Origin of the sequence: Celeribacter halophilus (genome assembly GCF_018860305.1) — a bacterium.
GTDB lineage: Bacteria > Pseudomonadota > Alphaproteobacteria > Rhodobacterales > Rhodobacteraceae > Celeribacter > Celeribacter halophilus_A.
Genome location: NZ_JAHKPE010000031.1, coordinates 62,109 through 83,501 on the forward strand (window position 1 = coordinate 62,109; position 21,393 = coordinate 83,501).

Consider the following 21,393-nt stretch of genomic DNA (forward strand, 5'->3'; position numbering starts at 1 on the left):
GCCCCAGTATCAAATTCACTATATATCGCGAGGTTTGTCTGACAAGCCCCTGTATATGCGAAAGCTGCGCCTTGATCTCTACGGGATTTTCATGACGCCCATGTGACGCATCTTTGTGCAAACGGGTATCGTTTTGCGTGTGCGTCGTGAAAACGGTCGCAAGAGGTGGCGGCAAGATTTCATACGCGCTGCAATTTCAGATGCGGCGCGATGAAGGCGCATTAGCTAAAGATGGAAGTGACGGAAACCCGCCTGCTGATCACCCCGAAAAGACAGCTGAAAACTCGTGGCTCAGGGCTTGCGGCGCGGTTTGTCGGTGCGGATGCGGATCGGGAGGCGTTGCTCGGTCGGGGCCGAGAAGAGGGCATAGCTCACCATGACACCAAGTGCGGCAAAAACGATTGCAGTGGTCACGATCATATCCATGGGTCAGCCCTCCTAGCTATATGTAAAATAGGTAACACTCGAACCTTGAGGGTCAAGGGCCATCGCGCGCGGCTGAGAGAAAAAGCGCGCAAAGGCCGGATTTTTGCGGATTTCCGCCTTATTCCGTTACGTCAGCTTTTCTCGTAGCCGAGGTTTTTACGCAGGAAAGCAAGCGCGACTTCCAGCCCGTCAGGCGAAATCCCGTGCGCTGTGCCGCGCATGATATGGGCGTAGGTCTCGAAACCGGCGTTCTGCAATGCCTGCCCTGCTTCGGGCAGGGATTGCGGCGGCACCACATCATCCTCGTCGCCATGCAGTAACAGCACCGGCATTTTCACCCGCATCTCGTCTTCAAGCATTTCCGGCTCCAGAAGGCGACCGGAGAACCCTACCACACAGGCAAAGGGCTCTTCGCGGCGCGGAGCGACATGGAGCGACATCATCGTGCCTTGTGAAAAGCCCAGAAGCGCGATCTGGTCGGCCTCGAAACCGTAATCGACCATGATCGTGTCGAGATAGTCGTTCAACTCATCCACCGCCCGCATCATGCCCGCGCGGCTTTCTTCCTCGCTGGAGCCGTCGATCCACGGGATCGGGAACCATTGGTAGCCCATCGGATTGCCGGTGCAACGTTCGGGCGCATCGGGCGCAAAGAACATCGTGTCGGGCATATGCTCGCTCAAGGGATCCGCCAGCCCCAGAAGGTCGTTGCCGTCAGCGCCGTAGCCATGCAGGAAAATAACGGCGGAACCTGCGCGGCCCGTCAGGCTGTCTTTGGAATGGTTGGTCAGATTGGCCATGGTTCAGCGCACCCCTTCGCGTTGCTTTTCAACTCGGTAGTAGGCCCAAAGCGCGCGTGCCGCAACCGATCTCCACGGCGACCAGTCCTCGGCCATCTGCCGCAGCGCACGCTCTTTGGGGCGTTCGGGCAGATCAAACAACATCCGCGCGGCCTCCTGCAAGGCCAGATCGCCTGAGGCGATGACATCGGCATGGCCCAGCGAGAACATGGCGTAGATTTCCGCCGTCCAGACCCCGATGCCCGGCACTTCGGTCAGGATGCCGATGACGTCTTCGGTCGGGGCGCTGCGCAGGGCCTTGAAGTCGATACGCGCCTCGGCCAAAGCTTTGGCATAGCGCACTTTCTGCCGCGACAGACCGCAGGCGCGTAACTCATCCTCGCTGGCCCAGAGCACCTTGCGCGGGCCGGTGAGTTTGGCCGTTTTCATCCGCCGCCAGATGCCGTTGGCCGCCGCGACCGAGATTTGCTGGCTGACGATGGCGGCCAGAAGTTCCTCGAACCCGTCCTTGCGGCGGCGCAGGGGCAAGGGGCCGGTCTGTTGCAGTGCATGGGCGAAGCGTGGCTCGATCCGTGCCAGATGCGCGGCGCCTTCGGCCACATCCTCCGCGCTGGCAATGATCCGCATCAGATCACCTCGCCAGAGGCCATCGCCTGTGCCTCGGCCCATTCCAGAGCGTCCAGAAGATGTTCGCGCCGCTCCACAGAGCCATCAACGGGGGCGGAGAGCATGGCGACTTGCAGGCCGGTGTGGCGGGCGGTGTCGAGGCATTGGCGTTGCGCCGTGGCGCGCAAAACAACGAGCCAGTCGGGCGCGTCAGTCCCCGTGGGGACGATTTGCGCCGACGAAATCGCAGGTACAATGGTCACGCAGCGCCCTTGCAACAGGGTTTCGATTTGGACCGCAACCGGCCCTGCTTCACACAGAACCCGCGCGCCCACGGGGATCAAATCCGCCAAGAATTCCAATCCTTTGACGTGATGCCAGGCATCTCCGGGCTGGGAGCGCAGCCCTGCCCGTTCATAGCGCAGATAGGGCAGATTCCGGCTCTGGCACAGGGCGACACAGGGAGCGGTGCGGCTGTCGAAAGCGGGGCCTGCGTCGATCACGGCGGTGATGTCCGCACCGCTATCGGACCCCTCGAACAGCGCCAAAAGCGCCTCGGAATCGGGTATGATACGCGTCTGCATTGCGTCGGACATGTGTATGGCACTTTGTTCGACCTGTGGCTCGACCGATGCTTCGACAGATTGACCGCCTGATGGCAAAGCCAGATCCCCGACGAGGAATCGCACCCCCGCCTCGGCCATATGTTGCGCCAGATTGCGCGCCTCGCGTGTGCCGCCCAGAAGTAAAATCATCCGTCTCGTCCTGTTGCCTTGCCTGTCCCTTTCTGCGCAACCGCCGGACAAATGTCAGCCCCCTGAATGCAGAAGCCTGCCGGAGATTGCGAAAATCACCCTATGGCGGGTGACGTGCACAACCTGCTGGCAAACTTACAGGTCAACTCACAGATCAACTCATAGGCGACACTCCCGCGACAAAGCGACTTCCCCGAACAGGGACACTGCGCCATAAAGACACAATGACAGAATCGACACTTACCCTCCCCTCCGGCTCATGGCCTGCTCTGGAACCCGGTTGGGTCTGGCTCTGCGGAGCCGGTCCCGGTGATCCGGGGCTGATGACACTTCATGCCATTCATGCGCTCAAAGAGGCCGATGTGGTCGTCTATGACGCTCTGGTCTCCAAAGACATTCTGGCTTGGGCAGGGCCTGAGACCGAGCTTGTCTATGCCGGAAAACGTGGTGGCAAACCCTCGGCCAAACAGGCGGATATTTCGCTGCAACTGGTGGAACTGGCGCAGGCCGGAAAGCGGGTGTTGCGGCTCAAGGGCGGCGATCCTTTCGTCTTTGGCCGTGGCGGAGAAGAGGCGCAAACTCTGATCCAGCATGGCGTGCCGGTGCGGATCATCCCCGGCATTTCGGCGGGGATCGGCGGGCTGGCCTATGCGGGAATTCCCGTCACCCACCGCGATGTGAATCAGGCCGTGACCTTTGTCACTGGCCACGACAAGACCGGCGGGCCGACGCAGGTGGACTGGGCCGCGATGAGCCGCGCCTGTGGTGTGCTGGTGATCTACATGGGGATGAAACACGCGGCGACGATCCGCAAAGGTCTGCTTTCCGCCGGACGGCCCGAGGACGAGCCCGTGGCGGTGGTCTCACAGGCGACCACGCCGGATCAGAAGGTGCTGGAGACCACGCTGGGCGATATGGTCGTTGATATTGACGCGGCAGATATGGCCCCGCCAGCGATCATCTGTGTCGGGCGTGCAGTATTGATGCGGCAGGTTCTCGACTGGCAGGCATTGATGCGCGGCGAGGCACCCCGCGACCTTGATCCCCTCAAGCGCGGCAAACCGGCACAAGAGGGCTGAACGCCCTGCCCGTTTTTCCGGTTTGGCTGGTGTGATCTGTGCCCCCTGCGGCAGGTTTGTCACAAGCACCATCCGCAGATGGGACGTTTTTGCACAGCCGCCCATGAAGAACGCGGGTTCTCAGAGCCTGTGCGGGGCGTTAAACGCTAACGCAACATATTCAAATTCCCGCACGAGAGCCAGATGACCGATATTCCCCTCAAGGACACGCCGGACACCCGCAAAGCCCGCCGCAATGTGATTATTCTCGTGCTGGCGCAGGCCTTTCTCGGCGCGCAGATGTCGATGATCTTTACCATCGCGGGGCTGGCGGGGCAGTCTCTGGCGGCGAACCTGTGTTTTGCCACCCTGCCGATATCCGCCATTGTGCTGGGCTCCATGCTGGCCGCCACACCGCTTTCGGCGGCGATGCAGCGGTTCGGGCGGCGTGTGGGGTTCTGGATCGGGACAAGCTCCGGTGCGATCGGGGCCGGTGTCGGGGCCTTCGCGCTTTTGCATCAGAATTTCTGGCTCTTTGTGCTCGGCGGGTTGTTCACCGGTGTCTATCAATCCTCGCAAGGCTTCTTCCGCTTTGCGGCCACCGACACGGCGGATGACGCCTTCAAGCCCAAGGCGATTTCCTATGTTCTGGCGGGTGGGCTGGCCTCCGCCATCATCGGGCCGCAACTGGTGAAAGTCACCTCTCAGGCGATGGTTGTGCCCTTTCTGGGCACCTATCTCACGGTGATCGGGATCAACCTTGTGGGCTCGTTCCTGTTCCTGTTTCTCGACATTCCGAAACCGCCTGTCTCGACCCATGCACACCGGCTCGGGCGGTCGCGCATGGAGCTTTTGAAAACCCCGCGTGTCGCCGTGGCGATCATTGTGGGGATGGTGTCCTATGCGCTGATGAACCTTGTTATGACCTCGACGCCTCTGGCGGTTGTGGGCTGCGGTTTTGAACAGAACACGGCGGCGGATGTGGTCTCGGCCCACGTTCTGGCGATGTTCATCCCGTCTTTCTTTACCGGTTTCCTGATCTCGAAATTCGGGGTGGAAAAGATCATTGCGACGGGTCTGGTGATCCTCGGTCTGGCGGGCATTGTCGGGATGGTCGGCGTGGAGCTTGAGAATTTCTTCATCGCGCTGGTGCTTTTGGGCATCGGCTGGAACTTCGGCTTTATCGGTGCGACGGCCATGCTGTCCTCGGCCCATGAGCCGTCCGAGCGCGGGCGGGTTCAGGGCATGAACGATCTCATCGTCTTCGGCGGCGTGACTGTGGCGTCATTGGCCTCCGGGGGCTTGATGAACTGTTCGGGCGGCTCGGCGCAGGACGGCTGGGCGGCGGTGAACCTTGCGATGGTGCCGTTTTTGACGCTGGCTGGTGGGGCGTTGATCTGGCTGTGGATGCAGGCGCGGGAGAAGGCCTGAGGCTATCAACCCGCCTCCCGTCTCTTAGAGCCCCGCCTCGCGTTTGATCCGGTCCCTGTGGCGTGACAGCCAAAGCGCGGAGAGGTAGAGCGGGCCGACATCGAGCTGGCCCGCATCACACATCTCCATCAGACGGTCATAGGAGAGCAGATAGGAGGCGATGTCCTCATGCTCTTCCTCCAGCCCGCCGTCGGTCTGGGTGATCCCGTCCGGCAGGTCGCAAATGCCGATATAGGAGGTGACATATTCGGTGATCGCGCCCGACGAGGGGTAATATTCCGCGACCTTGTGCAGCGCACCGATTTTGACACCGGCCTCTTCCTCGCCTTCACGGCGGGCGGTGGCCTCGGTCCCCTCGCCCGCATCCACGCGGCCCGCGATGGGTTCGAGCATCCAAGGGCGCGCATCACCGCGCGCATAGGGGCCGAAGCGGAACTGTTCGATCACCAGCACCCTGTCGCGCTGCGGATCATAAGGAAGGACCGTGACCGCATCGGCCATGAGAAAGGCGGCGCGGGTCATTTCCTGTGATGTGTCCCCGTCGAACTGGCGGTGACGGATGGTGCTGTCATCCACGGCGAAGAAATAGCTGTAGGGAATCTCCCGCCGCAGGCTGGTGACATCCTTGCGGGCCATGTCCACTCGGTCAGGGGCGCGCGGGCGTGTGGTGCGGGCGGCATTGAGGCTCGCCCATGCGCGGGTGAAGATCATCGGGCGTAGGGGGCGAAGCTCCTCGACGCTGCGATTGCCGTGATAGAGCGCAACTTCCTGTGCGGCGGCGGCGACAAATTCCGGTGTCAGAAAAGGCTCGTCGCCCGCAATCACCGCACGCAGAAAGGCGATCTGGTCGGGGGAATACTGCTGGCCCAGCGGGGAAAACGGATCGCTCAGGACCATTTGCGTGCCGCCTTTTCCGTGATCCAGCCACCGAAGAAGCCGCCAATGATGAGAATGAACAGAACATCGGGTTTGAACACATAGAGGAAATAATCGCGCATCAGATCGAAAACCCCCAGCACCGCCTCGGTCGGCCCGCGATAGCGCCGGTCGAGCGAGCGGTGGATCATGGTCTCGAAGGCAAAATAGAACACCGACCAGAAGGTCAGGATTACCGAAGAGGAAAAGCCGTAGCTATAGGCCGCGGCCATCGTGTCGCCTGCACGCCGGCCCAGAAAGACCCAGCCGGTCAGAAACCCGAAACCGGCTGCAATGAGGGACATGATGCCGAACTGCGTGCCCTCTGGCACATAGTTTTTCGTCAGTTCGGCGGCGAACCACGCCAGAAGGGCAAACCAGAAGGCGGCTACGAGTTTTGCAGCGGTGGGCATATGTTACCTGCTCGGATGGGATATTGTGATCTGTGTTACGTCGCAGTTTCCACCGTGGAACGTCGCAGCGCAAGAGGCGAGATAAAAATTCCACATCCGCCGGAAGCGCCCGTCAAAACCGAGGGCGGCAACCTCATCCCATTTCGCGTTAAACGTGTCATACCAGCGCCTGAGCGTGATCGAATAGCTTTCACCGAATTCGATGCTTTTCTCTGTTTCCAGCCCCGCCTTGCTGATCTCCTCGCGCAGAACCGTGGGGCTGGGCAACATGCCACCGGGGAAGATGTATTTCTGGATGAAATCCACCGATTTGCGGTAGGTCTCGTAGCGCCGGTCCTGAAGCGTGATGATCTGGAGCGTGGCGCGTCCCTCAGGGGCGAGGCAGTCGCGGATCTTGCCGAAATAGACCGGCCAGTATTTCTCCCCCACCGCTTCGAACATCTCGATGGAGGCGATCCCGTCATAGACCCCGCGCTCGTCGCGGTAGTCCTGCAATTTGAGCGTGACGCGATCGGACAGGCCCGCCTTCTCGATACGCTCGGAGGCGAATTTGAACTGTTCCTCGGAAATGGTCAGGCCGGTGACCTTGAGGCCGCGCTCGCCTGCGGCATATTCGGCAAACCCGCCCCAGCCGCAGCCGATTTCCAGAACATGGTCGCCCGCCGAGACGCCCATCTGGTCCACCATGCTTTTGTATTTCGCCCGCTGCGCCTCAGCCAGCGTTTCCTGCCCTGTCTCGAAAAGCGCCGAGGAATAGGTCATCGTCTCGTCGAGCCAGAGCGCATAAAAATCATTGCCCAGATCATAGTGATAGGAAATGTTCTTTTTCGCCTGACGTTTGGTGTTGGAGTGCATCCAGTGGCGCATCCGTTCATAGGCCCGCACAAAAGCCATACCCGGAAACCCGTCATAGAGATCGTCATTACCCGCGTGCAGCAGGTCCATGAAACTCATGAGATCGGGCGTGGACCAGCCTTCATCAAGGTAATCCTCGCAAAAGCCCAGATCGCCCTCGCGGATCAGGCGGGCGAAGACGTCGTCACTATGGATGTCGAGCCGCGCCACGGGGCCGGGATGTTGTCCGCTGGCGCGAAACACCCGCCCGTCAGGCAAGGCAAAGTCAAGCTGGCCACGGGCCATCTCCTGCGCCACCGCGAAGACATTGCTGAAATAGCGCGGCAGATCGCTCTGGCCCTCTGTGCTGGTGAGGACGGTCTCGCGCGGATGGTTGCTGCTGTCGTGCATGGTCACACCCCTGCTTGCAAACTCCTTTTCCACAAACAGTTTAGCGCAAAATCCGGATCCGTCACCCCTTCAATCGGCTATAGACCTCCAAAGCGCGCTCCCGTCCGGCTTTAAGCGTTTGGTCCGGTGCGGGATAGGGCTGATCCGCAGAAAGCCCCCAAGCGCGTGGTACGGCATCGAAAAAGGACAGCGCAGTTGGGGGGGGAGCCTCCTGCCCCTCGGCAATCCAACGCCGTTGATATTCACCGTCGCGGTCGAATTTCACGGCCTGCCCGTCAGGATTGAAAATCCGGAAATAGGGCGCCGCATCCGGCCCGCAGCCTGCCACCCATTGCCAGCCCATTGCATTGGAGGCCGGATCCCAGTCGATCAGGCAGTCTTCAAACCACTTGCGCCCCACCCGCCAGTCGGTGAGCAGGTGTTTGGTGAGGTAAGAGGCCACGATCATCCGCGCACGGTTGTGCATCACGCCGGTGACATAGAGTTCGCGCATGGCCGCATCGACAAAGCGCACCCCTGTGCGCCCGCGCCGCCAGTTCTCGGCATCGGCATTCTCCGCCCGCCACGGAAATCGGTCCCAGCCTTCGCGGTGGTTCTCCTCCGGCAGGTCGGGTTCGTGATAGAGCAGATGATAGGCAAACTCGCGCCAGACCAGTTCCTTGAGGAAATGTTCCGCGCCCTGTGCGCCTTCCTCCAGCGCGTGCCAACCGGCGAACCAGACGGTGCGTGGCGAGATTTCGCCATAGGTCAGGTTTTCGGAGAGGCCTGAACAGACCGGTTCCGCCGGAAAGTCGCGCCGCGCCTTATAGCTCTGGACATGATCCTGCAGGAAATCGTCCAGACGGGTCAAAGCCCGCTTTTCCCCGATGTGACAATGGGGCAGAACAACCTCCGCCCCACGCCACATGTCCGCGCCCAAGTGCCAGTCTTCCAGCTTTGCACTATCAAGCCGTGTCTCGGCCCAATAGGGATCGGGCACGGGCAGCGGATCGGGCACGGGATGGGCGCGCACGGCTTTCCAATAGGGCGAATAGACCTTGTAATATCCGCCGGCTTTGGTCGAGACCGTCCACGGTTCAAACAGAAGATGGGCGTTGGAAGACTGCGCGGTGACGCCCGCCTCGGTGAGCGTGGTTTTGACCTCGGTATCGCGGGCGATGGCGGCCTTGTCATAGAGCCGGTTCCAGAACACCCCTGTCGCGCCGGTCTCTTTGACGAGGCGCAGGAGTTCGTCCGCCGCCCTGCCCTGACGCAGCACCACCTGCCCGCCCAGCTCTTCGATGCGCCGGATCAGATGGTCCAGCCCGAGCCCCAGACGCCATTTCGGTGCGGCCCCCAGCGCGTCCAGTTGCGCGTCGCGGATGAAAACGGGCAGCACCTGCCCCGCCTTGACCGCCGCCAGCAGAGCCGGATTGTCGCCCAGCCTGAAATCGCGCCTGATCCACCAAATAGAAACCATGTTGCCTCCGTCTTTGCGCAGGATACGCAGGACGCGCTCCGGTGGATCACATTCACTACATCAGAATTGAAAACGGGGCGACAAGAGACAACGGGGTGGCCAGAGCGTCACGCCACGCCCTTGTCCCCCTGCGCCGCCGTCTGGCCCGCGTCATGTGCTGTATCCTGATCTTCGGCCTGTGCGGCCCACATGGACGCATAATGTCCGCCGGATTTCAAAAGCGCCTCATGGGTGCCGCGTTCAAGCACCCGTCCGGCATCCAGCACAACGATCTCGTCACTGTCGGAAATGGTGGACAGGCGGTGCGCGATGGTGATGACCGTGCGCCCCTCGCCCGCCAGTTTCAGCGCGCCGAGAATGCTTTGCTCTGTCTTGGTGTCCAGCGCCGATGTGGCCTCGTCCAAAAGCAGGATCGGCGGGTCTTTGAGCAGGGTGCGGGCGATGCCGACACGCTGTTTCTCCCCGCCGGAGAGTTTCAAGCCGCGCTCGCCCACCTGCGTGTCATAGCCGTCCGGCAGCGATGTGATGAACTCGTGAATCTGGGCTTTCTCGGCGGCGGCTTCGATCTCCGCCTGCGTTGCCCCGTCGCGGCCATAGGCGATGTTGTAGCGGATCGTGTCGTTGAACAGCACCGTGTCCTGCGGCACCACACCGATGGCGGCGTGCAGGCTTTCCTGCGTCACGTCACGGATGTCCTGCCCGTCGATGCTCAGGCTGCCCGCGCCGACATCGTAGAAGCGGAACAACAGCCGCCCGATGGTGGATTTTCCGGAGCCGGTATGGCCGACAATAGCCAGCGAATGACCGGCGGGAACCTCGATCGAGACATCGCGCAGAATCTGACGGTCGGGGCTATAGCCGAAATCGACATGATCAAGTCGCACCACCCCTTCGCGCACCACAAGATCCGGCGCGCCGGGCTTGTCGGTGATCTCCGGAGGCTGGTGCAGAAGGTCGAGCATGTCTTCCATATCCACAAGGCTCTGACGCACATCGCGGAAGACAAAGCCCAGAATGTTGAGCGGCATCTGGAGCTGGATCATATAGGCGTTGACCATGACGAAATCGCCCACGCTCATGGTGCCGCGCTGAACCTCAAGGGCGGCCAGAACCATGACGGTGATGATCCCGAGATTGAGGATCACCGCCTGCCCGAAATTGAGAAATCCCATAGAGGTGGTGGTGCGCACGGCGGCTTTTTCATACCGCGCCATAGAGGCATCATACCGCGCCGCCTCGCGTTTTTCGGCGTTGAAATATTTGACGGTTTCAAAGTTCAGAAGACTGTCCACCGCCTTCTGGTTGGCCTCCGTGTCCTGTTTGTTCATGTCGCGGGCGATCTTCATGCGCCATGCCGTGACCTTCATGGTGAACAGCACATAGAGCGCGATGGTGGTCATCACCACGAGGCCAAAAGAGGGCCCGAAGGACACCGCCAGAACGGAGAAAATCAGCGTCAGTTCCACCGCCAGCGCACCGAGGTTGAACACCAGAACACGCAGGAGAAAGGCAATCGCCTTGACCCCGCGTTCGACCACCCGCGACAGCCCGCCGGTCTTGCGCGAGATGTGATAGCGCAGCGACAGGTGGTGGATATGGGTAAACACCTCCAGCGCCAGTTTGCGCAGCGCCGCCTGTGATACGGGCGCAAAGAGAATGTCGCGCAGCTGGTTGAACCCGTTAGCCATAATCCGCGACATGCCATAGGCCACGGTCAGAGACACCGCGCCAAGCGCCAGCATCCATGCCTGAGAGGAGCTTTCGCCCTTGGTGAGCGCATCCACGGCGGCCTTGTAGAACATCGGCGTGATGACGGTGACGAGTTTCGAGGCCAGCAGGAACACCAGCACGAAAAGCACACGGCGTTTGGTGGTCCAGTCGCCTTCGGGCCAGAAATAGGGAACGGTTGCGCGGATCACGGCCCATGAATCCTTGGGGCCTTTGTCGGAGATGATCTGTGGCGGACGTGGCATGTGTGGCTCTCTTGTTAACAGGGCCGCACAGTCGCGCAAACCGCCGGTGAAGACAAGCGCAGAGGCCGCACAGGAGCATGTGCAGCGGCGCGCTTGAACCTGCTCAGAGGATCACCCTCGCGCTCACTCCGGCAGTTGAAAAATCTGCCCCGGATAGATCAGGTCAGGGTCGCGGATTTGCGCGCGATTGGCATCAAACAGGCGCACATAGAGCAACCCGTCGCCATAGCGTTCGGAGGCAATGCCCCAAAGCGTATTGCCGGGTTGGACCGTAACCGAGGCAATCCGGCTTTGCGCCGCCTCAGAGGCCTCTTCCTGACCCGCTGTGTCGGGCGTGGCGGCAGTCTCCTGCGATGTCATGGCGTCTTGCTGTGTTGCGCCTGCATCCCCTTGCGCGATCTGTGCCAGTTTGGCGCGATCTTCGCGCAGGAAGGGGCTTTCGACCCGCGACAGCACCTCACCCCCCGCATCGACCAGATCGACGCGCAGTTGATAGCGTCCGGCGTTGATGTTCGGGAGTTCCTGACGCCACTGCCCGTCTGTCCCTGCAACGGCCTTGGTCACAAAGCCGCCGTCGAGATAGATCAAAAGCGCGGCCTCTGGGCTGGCACGGCCGGAGACAAAGACGCGGCCCTCGGGATCGTAGCTGATGGCATCAATACGCAGATCGGTCGGCCCCGTGCCCGCCTGTTGCAGCACTTTGACGCCCTCGTCATCGGCCATGAGCACCGTGGGTGCGGCGGCTGCGTTCGGGGTCTTCGGCGCGCTGGGTGTGTCTGTTTCAACATTCAGTGTCTCGACATTCAGCGTGATGTCGGGCTGTGTGGCACCGTCCTGCGCTTCACTTGGTGCGGTATCTGCCGGAGTGGTCCCCTGAGGCGTATCAAGCGCGTCCAAAATATCCGGCGTCTGTCCGGAGAGCACCTGTTCCGCGATGCTGGCCCCGACACCTGCCCCCATGTTTGTTCCGGCCAGACCGTCCGTCTCTGCGCCATGCTCTGGCCTCAATGGCACGTCGTTGCCTGCCCCGTCTCTTGCCCCAAGCACCGCATCGGGGCGCAGCGGATCAACCCCGAGACCGGTTGTTGCTGGAGAGATGAGAATAGCCTGCGCACTGGCGCTTTCCTCGCTACCTAAACGGGACAGCAGTTGCATTTCGCGCGGCGCATCCGAGGCGGGCAAGTCGAACAGGGCGACAAATTCGCCACGGGCGGAGACTTCTGCCTGTGTGACTTCTTCCCCGTCGATCAGGATGCTGACGCGCGCCCCCGGTTCGGCGCGTCCGGCCACGGTGGCGATCCCTGCGGGCGGGATGCGGACGAGATCAAAGGCCGGAACCATCTGTGCGGCACGGGTCTCCGGAGCACTTTCTTCAGAGGGGCTGGCCGCCGGGGCGCTGAGCTTCGGGGCTGCTGCGGCGCTGGGCTCGCTCGCCTCTGGAGCGGTCTGTTGCGCGGCTTGTTGTGTAGCCTGATGAGCCGTCTGAGCCGACTCATCCTGTTGAGACTGCTGAGGTGACGGGAGCGGTCGGGCGAGATAGAGCGTCGCCCCGATCGCGACGACAATCACAGCCGCGCCGACACCGGCGGCAGGCATCATCCATGCATTTGTTTTCGACATTTCCCGTCCCATCCCCATTCCCCTTCTTCAAACCGGCAGCGGTGAAGGGTTACGACAGCCTAAAGCCTTTTGCCTCCGGTCGGAAAGCCGGATTTACGCAAAATCCGCGCAACCTGCGTGGAAGACTGCCTTTTCCAATCAACTTGTGTTTCAAGTTCATTGCAAAAACCTTTAGCAAGGGGTCTAACACGGGTCAAAGACTTCCTTTTTTGAGAGCAAGCACCATGTCCGATCCGGCCATTTCCCTCCCGTCTTCCACAACCCCCTATTCCGTCTGCGTCTATTGCGGCTCACGTCCGGGCCATAAGGACAGCTATGAGGCCGCGGCCATCGAGACCGGCACGGCGATTGCGCAGGAAGGCTGGCGGCTGGTCTATGGTGCGGGGGATGTCGGGTTGATGGGCGCTGTGGCGCGAGCGGCGCAAAAGTACGGTGCGGAGACCTTCGGCGTGATTCCGGTGCATCTTTTGCCCAAGGAACTCGGCAAGCGCGACCTGACGCATTTCATCATCACCGAGACCATGCACGAGCGCAAAAAGGTGATGTTCATGAATTCGGACGCCATCGTGGTGTTGCCCGGTGGTGCGGGATCGCTCGACGAGTTTTTCGAAGTGTTGACGTGGAAACAGATCGGGCTGCATGACAAGCCGATATTCCTGTTGTCCACAGATGGCTACTGGAAACCTCTGGAGGCGCTGATCGACCATGTGATTGACGAAGGCTTCGCGCCCCTGTCCACGTCGAGCTATTTTGAAACCGTCGAGACGGTGGAAGAACTTGTGGAACGTCTGCGCAGCCTGCGTGCGGCGCGTTCCTGACGCAGGGCTTCGAGTGTATAAAGCACCAGAGCTGCCCAGATTAGCGGCATCGCCACCGCATGCCAGTGGGTAAAGGGTTCGGCAAAGACCAACACGGCCAGCAGGAATTGCAGGGTCGAATTCCAGTATTGCCCCATCCCCACCACGGTATAGGTCAAACGGCGTGCGGCGGCGGCAAAGAAGATCAGCGGCCCGCCCGTGAAGACGCCGGAGAGCAGCAACAGAAAACTGTCTGTTAGATCGCGGCCAAAGACACCGGCGGCCTGCTCCTCCGATCCGCCCCAGCCCCATAGCGCCGCCCCCACAAGGTAGATCAGCGCGAGAGGCGCGAGAAAGGCGACTTCGGCGGTCACGGAGATCACCGGCCCCGCATCCAACGACTTTTTGATCGCGCCATAGGCGGAAAAGGTCAGGGCCAGCACCAGTGCCACCCACGGCGGCGCGCCGAGACCGACACCCAGCACCACAACCGCCAGCGCGGCCAGAACCAGCGCGGGGTATTGCAGACCTCTGAGCGGTTCCTTGAAGATCACCAGACCGATCAGTGTCGCCACAAGCGGGAAGATGTAATAGCCGAAGGCCGCTTCCAGCGCCTGTCCGGCCTGCACCGCATAGATGAACACGCCCCAGTTGATGCTGATAAGAAAGGCCGCGGGCATGACCTTTTTGAGCCGTGGACCACTCAGAAGCGCGCGCAATTCTCCGAGGCGGCCCTGAATCAGAATCCAGAGGCCGAACAGAACAAAGGTCCAGAGTGTGCGGTGGGCCAGAACCTCCATCGCGGGCACATGGTCCATCGCCTTGTAATAAAGCGGCAGCAAGCCCCAGGATGTCTGGACAATCAGGAGGGCGACGAGGCCCTTTTGCGTTTCGGTCATGGCGAGACAAAGCGCGATTTCACGCGACTTTGACAAGAGGTGAAAATCGCACAGGGGGGCGGCTTGAAACGTCGAAGGGAGAACGGCGGGATCAGCTTTCTGGGCCGCAAAGTGTAACCACGGTGATCTCGGGCGGCATATTGAACCGGACGGGCAATTCGGAACATCCGATGCCACCGGAGACAATCATCACGCGCCCGTCAGCATCATAGCGGCCATAGGAAAACACCTCGTTCTCCGCCGCCATGATGACGGGGGAGCGGTTTCCGATGCGGATTTGTCCGCCGTGGGTATGGCCCGACAGCGTCAGGATGCAGTTTGCGGGCACATGGGGGAAGAGATCCGGCTCATGGGCCAGAAGTACACAGGGGGCATCGTCCGTGACATGCCGCATGGCCTGCTCCAGATCGTCGAACCCCTCGCCCTCCGGTCCCTCGTCCAGCGGGCGCTGGTCGGCCAGCCCTACGATCCAGAACGTCTGTCCGTTGTCCAGCACGATCTTCTCCGCCTCGTTGTCCAGAAGCGGCATGTCATGATCCTTAAGTGCGATCTGGGCTTCGCAGGGTGTGTGTGCCTTGGCGGCCTCCATGTCCTGCCACCAGTCATGATTGCCCAGCACGGAAAAGGTGCCGTATTTGCCCTTGAAAGGTTTCAGCGCACCGATGATGTCATGTTTGGACATCTTGCCCCAAGTGAAACGATGCGCCGCATAAAAGTCACCGAGAACCACCGCAAGATCGGGCGAGAGCGCATTGGCTTTGCGCACGATCCGGCGGACACGCGAAAGCGGTATCTGCGGGGCACCGGCGTGAAGATCAGAGATAATGACAATCTTCAGCGGCGGGCGGTTGCCCCATTTCGGATGGCGCAGTTCATAGCGTTTGACGCGCAACCGCCATGCCGGCTCGATCCAGAAGGCATAAAAAAGGGCCAGGAGCAAAGCCCCCAGCCCGAAAGAGATGAGATACCCCATCTGCACCGCGATCACATGCGCGATGCAACATTTTCCCAGTTCACCAGCTTGTCGAGGAAGTTCGACAGGTAAACGGGGCGTTTGTTGCGGAAGTCGATGTAGTAGGAATGTTCCCAGACGTCACACCCCAGAAGCGCGGTCTGACCGAAGCACAGCGGGTTCACGCCGTTTTCGGTTTTCGTCACTTTGAGCGATCCGTCGGTGTCTTTCACAAGCCATGCCCAGCCGGAGCCGAACTGGCCAGCGCCTGCGGCGGCAAATTCTTCTTTGAACTTGTCGACGGAGCCGAAAGATTCAACCAGAGCTTTTTCCAGCTCGCCCGGCATTTTCTTGTCTTCGCCCGGAGCCATCATTTCCCAGAACTGGGTGTGGTTCCAGTGTTGCGACGCATTGTTGAAGATGCCGTTTTGCGCAACTGCGCCCGCAACGTAGGTGCCTTTGATGACCTCTTCGACCGACTTGCCTTCCCACTCGGTGCCGGCGATCAGCTTGTTGCCGGTCGTGACATAGGCGTTGTGGTGCAGGTCGTGGTGATACTCAAGAGTCTCTTTGGACATGCCAAGATCGGCAAGCGCATCGTGAGCATAGGGAAGATCGGGAAGTTCAAAAGCCATTGGGGCCTCCATATCAGAAGTTGTGCGTTTCTGTCGGCATATACCTGAGGCCATGACCGTCCGGGGTCAAGGGTGAAACACGGAATTCATTACAGAAACGGCGAAGAATGGCTCTTCTTAACGCGCGGATTTCCCTTTGTCGCCACAAACCCTGCACCTGCCCCGAAAGCATCCGTAAAATCACCGTCCTTGACGCTTAAATAATTTGATCATATTTCTGCATGAGCAGTATTTTACGGATCCCTGATCTGTCCACCCTCAAAACCGACCGGACCACCAGACAGACGCCGCCCGTGCGCGTTGCGCAGATGGAGAGCCGGCAGCAAAGGACCAGACGCATGAGCGACAACCACCTGCCCACCGCAGAGCTTCAGGCGCTTGACGCCGCCCATCACATGCACCCTTTCACCGATGGCGACGAACTGGCGCAAAAAGGCGCGCGGATCATCACCAAGGCCAAGGGCGTCTGGCTCACCGACAGCGAGGGTGAGGAGATTCTCGACGCAATGGCGGGGCTTTGGTGCGTCAATATCGGTTACGGGCGCGAGGAACTGGCCGAGGTGGCCGCGCGCCAGATGAAGCAACTGCCCTATTACAACACCTTCTTCCAGACCTCCCATGTGCCCGCGATCATGCTGGCCAAGAAACTGGCCGAGCTTGCACCGGGGGATTTGAACCATGTGTTTTTCAACGGCTCCGGCTCGGATTCCAACGACACCAATCTGCGTATGGTGCGCCATTACTGGGCGCTCAAGGGCCAGCCGGAGCGGTTCAATGTGATTGCACGCTGGAACGGTTATCACGGCTCGACCATGGGCAGCGGCTCTTTGGGCGGGATGCGCGGTATTCATGCCCAAGGCGGCTTGCCGATCCCCGGCATCCATCACATCGACCAACCCGACTGGTGGTCCGAAGGTGGCGAGATGAGCCCCGAAGACTTCGGCCTGCAACGGGCACAGGAGCTTGAGAAGAAAATCCTCGAACTCGGCCCCGAAACTGTGGCCGCCTTTATCGCGGAACCGGTTCAGGGTGCGGGCGGCGTGATCGTGCCGCCGGAGACCTACTGGCCGGAAATCCAGCGCATCGTGGAGAAATACGACATTCTCATGATTGTGGACGAGGTGATCACCGGTTTTGGCCGCACGGGCAACTGGTTCGGTTGTGAGACTATGGGCATCACGCCTGACATCATGACCTGTGCCAAGGGCATCACCTCCGGCTATATCCCGTTGGGCGCGTCGCTTGTCTCCGACAAGATCGCCGAGGTGATCAACGGCAGCGAGTTTGCCCACGGCTACACCTATGCGGGCCATCCGGTGGCCTGTGCCGTGGCGCTCGAAAATATCCGCCTGCTCGAAGAAGAGGGCATTGTCGAACGCGCGGGCAAGGAGGTCGCCCCCTATCTCAAAGCAAAATGGGAAGCCCTCACCGATCACCCGCTTGTGGGCGAGACCAAGATCGTCGGGCTCATGGGTTCCATTGCCCTGACGCCGGACAAGGCCAGCCGCGCGCCGTTCAAGGCCCCGGCGGGCAGCGTGGGTGTGATCTGTCGCGAGCGGTGCTTTGCCAACAATCTGGTGATGCGCCATGTGGGCGATCGCATGGTGATCTCCCCGCCGCTGACCATCACCAAAGCAGAGGTGGACATGTTGATCGAACGGGCACGCACATCGCTTGACGAGACTTTCGAGCGGATCAAGGCGGAGGGGCTTTACGCCTGATTTCCGGCATGGACATCCTGACCATCAACGACCGGCCCGGTAAACACGCCCCGTCATGGTATGCGGCCACGGCAGAGGCCCCCGGCCCCTATCCGGTCGCGACCGGCGCGGTGAAGGCCGATGTCTGTGTCGTGGGTGGCGGTTATGCGGGTCTGTCCACGGCGCTGCATCTGGCGCGGCGCGGGCTGGACGTGGTGCTGCTGGAAGCCTCGCGCATCGGTTCGGGCGCATCGGGGCGCAATGGCGGTCAGGTCTCTATGGGACAACGGCTGGAACAGGGCGATCTCGAAGAACAGCTTGGTCCGGATCAGGCGCGTGTGCTTTGGGATATGGGGGCGCAAGCGGTGGATCTGGTCAAGACGCTGCTCCGCGAGAGCGGCGATGACTGCGACTGGCGTGACGGGGTGATCCATGCCAACCACCGCGCACGGTTCTCTGACGAGTCCAAAGCCCATGTCGCGCATATGCACGAGGTCTATGGCTATGACAAAATCCGCTATCTCGACCGTGACGCGGTGCGCTATGAGACCGGCTCGGAAGATTACCACTCCGGCACGCTGGATATGGGATCAGGCCACCTGCACCCGCTGCGCTACGCCTTCGCCATCGCGCGACTGGCCGAGGGCGCGGGGGCGCGGCTCCATGAGATGTCGCGGGTCACACGGATCGAGACCACGGGCAAACCGCGCGTCCATACCGACAAGGCCGTGATCGAGGCGGATCATCTGGTCATGGCGCTCAATGGCTATCACAACAACATGACCCCCGATGTGGCGCGTCATGTGATGCCGATCAACAATTTCATCGCCGTGACAGAGCCCCTGCCCGCAGACCTCGCCGCCAAGCTGACGCCCAACCGTCACGCCGTGGCGGATTCGCGCTTTGTCATCAATTACTTCCGCATGTCTCCCGACAACCGTATGATTTTCGGCGGCGGGGAAAGCTACGGCTACAAATTCCCCTCCGACTTGCGCGCCAAGGTGCGCGGGCCGATGTCGGGGGTCTATCCCGAATTGAAAGATATCAAACTCGATTACGCATGGGGCGGCACGCTGGGCATCACCATGTCGCGGCTGCCGCATTTCACACGGCTCGGCCCTGCGGCCATGTCCGTCTCCGGCTTTTCCGGTCAAGGGGTCGCGCTGGCCACACTGGCCGGACAGATTGCCGCTGAGACGGTGGAGGGACAAGCGGCGCGGTTTGACCTGTTCCGGTCCCTGCCCGCCCCGCGCTTTCCCGGCGGACCACGGCTGCGCACGCCGCTTCTGGCGGCGGCGATGACGTGGTATGCTCTCAGAGATAAATTCTAACACAGGATGAGGCGACAATGACGGAGTTGAAAACCGACCGGTTCTATATCAACGGAGATTGGATTGCGTCTCAGGGCGGGACCATGATGGAGGTCATCAACCCCGCCACGGAGGAAGTCTTTGCCGAGGTGGCGATGGGCACAGCGGCCGATGTGGACGCTGCGGTTCAGGCTGCGAAAGCCGCCTTTCCGTCCTTTTCCAAAACCACGAAAGCCGAGCGGCTCGACCTTCTGGGCGCGATCCGCGAGGTCTATCAGAAGCGCTACGACGAAATGTCGATGCTGATCACCGAGGAAATGGGCGCGCCGATTTCGCTCTCCGACCGCGCTCAGGCGGCAGTGGGAATCGGTCATCTCGACGGGGTGGTCAAGGCGCTTGAAACCTTCGACTTCGAACACCGCAACGCGCCGGGCGATCTGATCCTGCATGAGCCTATTGGCGTGTGCGGCTTCATCACGCCGTGGAACTGGCCGATCAACCAGATCGCGCTGAAGGTCATTCCGGCGCTGGCGGCGGGCTGCACAATGGTGTTGAAGCCTTCGGAACTCACGCCGATGAACGCGCTGCTCTACGCCGAAATCCTGCATGAAGCGGGAGTGCCGGAAGGTGTGTTCAACCTCGTCAATGGCGACGGGCCGACCGTGGGCGCTGCGATCTCCTCGCATCCGGATGTGGCGATGGTCTCTTTCACAGGATCGACCCGCGCAGGTGTGGAGATTTCCAAAGCCGCCGCCCCGACCGTCAAACGCGTGACGCTGGAACTCGGGGGCAAGTCTCCCAACATCCTGCTCGACGATTGCGATTTCGAGGAGGCGGTGAAACGCGGCGTGCGCCATTGTTTCCAGAACACCGGCCAAAGCTGTAACGCGCCGACGCGGATGCTGGTCCCGCAAAGCCATTACGAGACGGCGATGGAGATTGCCAAAGACGTGGCCGAGAGCACCAAGGTCGATCTGCCCACGCAGACGGGCAATCACATCGGACCACTTGTGTCACAGATGCAATATGACCGCGTGCAAAGCCTTATTCAGGCCGGCATCGAAGAAGGCGCGCGGTTGATTGCAGGGGGGCCGGGACGGCCCGAAGGCTTCAACCGTGGCTATTTCGTCCGCCCGACAGTGTTCGGAGATGTGCGCAATGACATGCGCATCGCGCAGGAGGAAATCTTCGGCCCTGTTCTGGTGATGATCGCCTATGAGGACGAGGCGGATGCGGTCCGGATCGCCAATGACACGCCCTACGGGCTGGCCGCCTATATCCAGACCGGCACAAGCGCGGAGAGTCAGGCGCGTGGCTTGGCGATGGCGCGGGAAATTCGCGCGGGCATGGTGCATCTGAACGGCTCGGACATTTCCTACGGCTCGCCTTTCGGCGGCTACAAACTCTCGGGAAACGGTCGCGAAGGCGGCGCTTACGGCATCGAAGATTTCTGCGAAATCAAGGCGATATCCACCTGAGTTCACGCAACATCTGCGCTTTCGGCCACGATGGCGCGGATGTTTTCCATCCCCTGCAGAATATCACGCCGGATCGCCTCGCCCACAGCCTCCGTGTCGCCGTCCCGCAGGGCCTGAATGGCGACCTGATGCATGTCCGGCAGGTTTTGCGAGCCGAAACGCGTGCACATCACCCGCAGCGCCGGACCGGAGCGCAGCCAGAGCGAGTCCACCATAGGGCCGATCACCTCCGTGCGCGCGGCCTTGTAGAGCATCATGTGAAACCGGTGGTTGTGGATCATGTAGCCGCGCATATCGCCCATACGCATGGCCTCGTCGATCTCGCGGTCCACCAACGTGAGCGCGGCGATAGCGCCCTCGTCCATCTGCGCCGCCCCGCGCCGCGCCAGTTCCGGCTCCAGCGCCAGACGGGCAAAGATCAACTCGTCCACCTCAGACAGGCTCAACACGGGCACAGTCACACGACGGTTGCCATGAAACACCAAAGCCCCTTCGGAAGTCAGGCGCCGGATCGCCTCGCGCACCGGTGTCATGCCCGCGTCCAGACGGTCCGTCAGCCCCTGAATCGTCACCGGTTCCCCCGGCACCAGATCGCCGGAGAGGATCAATTCCCTGATACCGCGATAGGTGCGCAGATGTGCAGGTTCCTTGGTGAGAATGGCAGTCATGATGTCGGGGCCCCGTGGAATTTGCTCAAATGAAAACCTCTGCGTTGATCTCTTTACAAGAGTTGAGTGCGAAAAGCCCGCGCCGTCAATGCCTTGCACGGCGTTTCTCGAAAACCTGCAACCATTTGCCAGCGCGAACTGCCTGTATCGGGCCTGTTTCCGGCCTGTATCGCCCCTGTATCACCATGTTCTGATGGGCCGTCGAGAAGATCTGCACAAAAACGCAAAAAAATGCGCCAAACCAGACCGGTTT

General features: G+C 61.0%; 20 protein-coding genes. 6 read left to right on the forward strand and 14 right to left on the reverse strand.

What is annotated here, in order from left to right:
* Positions 1-291: 291 nt before the first annotated feature.
* The 4 genes from KO492_RS18800 to KO492_RS12185 all read right to left on the reverse strand — a co-directional run bounded on the left by KO492_RS18800 (position 292) and on the right by KO492_RS12185 (position 2,587).
* On the reverse strand, positions 292-426 hold the full coding sequence (locus KO492_RS18800) for a hypothetical protein (RefSeq protein ID WP_289847584.1): 135 nt from the start codon (positions 424-426) through the stop codon (positions 292-294).
* A 131-nt stretch (positions 427-557) separates the two neighbouring features.
* Positions 558-1,226 carry an alpha/beta hydrolase gene (locus KO492_RS12175; protein ID WP_216045213.1) on the reverse strand — a complete coding sequence of 223 codons (669 nt, stop codon included), beginning with the start codon at positions 1,224-1,226 and terminating at the stop codon, positions 558-560.
* A 3-nt stretch (positions 1,227-1,229) separates the two neighbouring features.
* The gene (locus KO492_RS12180) at positions 1,230-1,853 is read right to left on the reverse strand and encodes a DNA-3-methyladenine glycosylase family protein (protein ID WP_252735513.1); all 624 of its coding nucleotides are present in this window, start codon (positions 1,851-1,853) and stop codon (positions 1,230-1,232) included.
* Positions 1,853-2,587 (reverse strand): precorrin-6A/cobalt-precorrin-6A reductase, encoded by a 735-nt coding sequence (locus tag KO492_RS12185; protein WP_216045215.1) that lies wholly within the window; start codon positions 2,585-2,587, stop codon positions 1,853-1,855. The genes KO492_RS12180 and KO492_RS12185 overlap by 1 nt, the downstream gene beginning before the upstream one ends.
* A 224-nt stretch (positions 2,588-2,811) precedes the next feature.
* Here KO492_RS12185 and cobA point away from each other — a divergent pair, with 224 nt between their 5' ends.
* Together cobA and KO492_RS12195 are read left to right on the forward strand one after the other, a co-directional pair.
* On the forward strand, positions 2,812-3,666 hold the full coding sequence (cobA, locus tag KO492_RS12190; RefSeq protein WP_216045216.1) for a uroporphyrinogen-III C-methyltransferase: 855 nt from the start codon (positions 2,812-2,814) through the stop codon (positions 3,664-3,666).
* A gap of 183 nt (positions 3,667-3,849) precedes the next feature.
* On the forward strand, positions 3,850-5,076 hold the full coding sequence (locus tag KO492_RS12195; RefSeq protein WP_216045217.1) for an MFS transporter: 1,227 nt from the start codon (positions 3,850-3,852) through the stop codon (positions 5,074-5,076).
* Positions 5,077-5,100: 24 nt separating this feature from the next.
* Here KO492_RS12195 and KO492_RS12200 read toward each other — a convergent pair whose 3' ends face one another.
* From KO492_RS12200 to KO492_RS12225, 6 genes are all read right to left on the reverse strand, one after another.
* Positions 5,101-5,973 (reverse strand): NUDIX domain-containing protein, encoded by an 873-nt coding sequence (locus tag KO492_RS12200; RefSeq protein ID WP_216045218.1) that lies wholly within the window; start codon positions 5,971-5,973, stop codon positions 5,101-5,103.
* The gene (locus KO492_RS12205) at positions 5,964-6,404 is read right to left on the reverse strand and encodes a TrgA family protein (protein WP_216045219.1); all 441 of its coding nucleotides are present in this window, start codon (positions 6,402-6,404) and stop codon (positions 5,964-5,966) included. The genes KO492_RS12200 and KO492_RS12205 overlap by 10 nt, the downstream gene beginning before the upstream one ends.
* Positions 6,405-6,407: 3 nt before the next feature.
* Positions 6,408-7,649, reverse strand: a complete 1,242-nt coding sequence (locus KO492_RS12210) for an SAM-dependent methyltransferase (protein WP_216045220.1) — start codon at positions 7,647-7,649, stop codon at positions 6,408-6,410.
* Positions 7,650-7,710: 61 nt separating this feature from the next.
* A complete protein-coding gene (locus KO492_RS12215) occupies positions 7,711-9,108 on the reverse strand; it encodes a cryptochrome/photolyase family protein (RefSeq protein WP_216045221.1) in 1,398 nt (465 codons plus the stop codon).
* Positions 9,109-9,215: 107 nt separating this feature from the next.
* Entirely contained in the window at positions 9,216-11,081 is a 1,866-nt protein-coding gene (locus KO492_RS12220) for an ABCB family ABC transporter ATP-binding protein/permease (RefSeq protein ID WP_216045222.1), read from the reverse strand.
* 123 nt (positions 11,082-11,204) lie between these two features.
* Positions 11,205-12,701, reverse strand: a complete 1,497-nt coding sequence (locus tag KO492_RS12225; RefSeq protein WP_216045223.1) for a LysM peptidoglycan-binding domain-containing protein — start codon at positions 12,699-12,701, stop codon at positions 11,205-11,207.
* Positions 12,702-12,925: 224 nt separating this feature from the next.
* On the opposite strand from KO492_RS12225, the gene KO492_RS12230 reads away from it, so the two are divergent.
* Positions 12,926-13,519: a TIGR00730 family Rossman fold protein gene (locus KO492_RS12230; RefSeq protein WP_216045224.1), complete on the forward strand. Its 594-nt coding sequence runs from the start codon at positions 12,926-12,928 to the stop codon at positions 13,517-13,519.
* Here KO492_RS12230 and rarD read toward each other — a convergent pair.
* The 3 genes from rarD to KO492_RS12245 all read right to left on the reverse strand — a co-directional run bounded on the left by rarD (position 13,447) and on the right by KO492_RS12245 (position 15,984).
* Complete coding sequence (gene rarD / locus KO492_RS12235) at positions 13,447-14,397, reverse strand: EamA family transporter RarD (RefSeq protein ID WP_216045225.1); 951 nt, start codon at positions 14,395-14,397, stop codon at positions 13,447-13,449. The genes KO492_RS12230 and rarD overlap by 73 nt on opposite strands.
* Positions 14,398-14,488: 91 nt before the next feature.
* Positions 14,489-15,370, reverse strand: a complete 882-nt coding sequence (locus tag KO492_RS12240; protein WP_216045226.1) for a metallophosphoesterase — start codon at positions 15,368-15,370, stop codon at positions 14,489-14,491.
* A gap of 11 nt (positions 15,371-15,381) precedes the next feature.
* The gene (locus KO492_RS12245) at positions 15,382-15,984 is read right to left on the reverse strand and encodes a superoxide dismutase (protein WP_216045227.1); all 603 of its coding nucleotides are present in this window, start codon (positions 15,982-15,984) and stop codon (positions 15,382-15,384) included.
* A gap of 338 nt (positions 15,985-16,322) precedes the next feature.
* Here KO492_RS12245 and KO492_RS12250 point away from each other — a divergent pair, with 338 nt between their 5' ends.
* From KO492_RS12250 to KO492_RS12260, 3 genes are read left to right on the forward strand one after another with little or no spacing between them, the layout of a single operon-like run.
* Entirely contained in the window at positions 16,323-17,705 is a 1,383-nt protein-coding gene (locus KO492_RS12250; RefSeq protein ID WP_216045228.1) for an aspartate aminotransferase family protein, read from the forward strand.
* 8 nt (positions 17,706-17,713) lie between these two features.
* The gene (locus KO492_RS12255; RefSeq protein ID WP_216045229.1) at positions 17,714-19,015 is read left to right on the forward strand and encodes an NAD(P)/FAD-dependent oxidoreductase; all 1,302 of its coding nucleotides are present in this window, start codon (positions 17,714-17,716) and stop codon (positions 19,013-19,015) included.
* 17 nt (positions 19,016-19,032) lie between these two features.
* Complete coding sequence (locus KO492_RS12260; RefSeq protein ID WP_216045230.1) at positions 19,033-20,472, forward strand: aldehyde dehydrogenase family protein; 1,440 nt, start codon at positions 19,033-19,035, stop codon at positions 20,470-20,472.
* A gap of 2 nt (positions 20,473-20,474) precedes the next feature.
* Here KO492_RS12260 and KO492_RS12265 read toward each other — a convergent pair whose 3' ends face one another.
* The gene (locus KO492_RS12265; protein ID WP_216045231.1) at positions 20,475-21,140 is read right to left on the reverse strand and encodes a GntR family transcriptional regulator; all 666 of its coding nucleotides are present in this window, start codon (positions 21,138-21,140) and stop codon (positions 20,475-20,477) included.
* Positions 21,141-21,393: the final 253 nt, after the last annotated feature.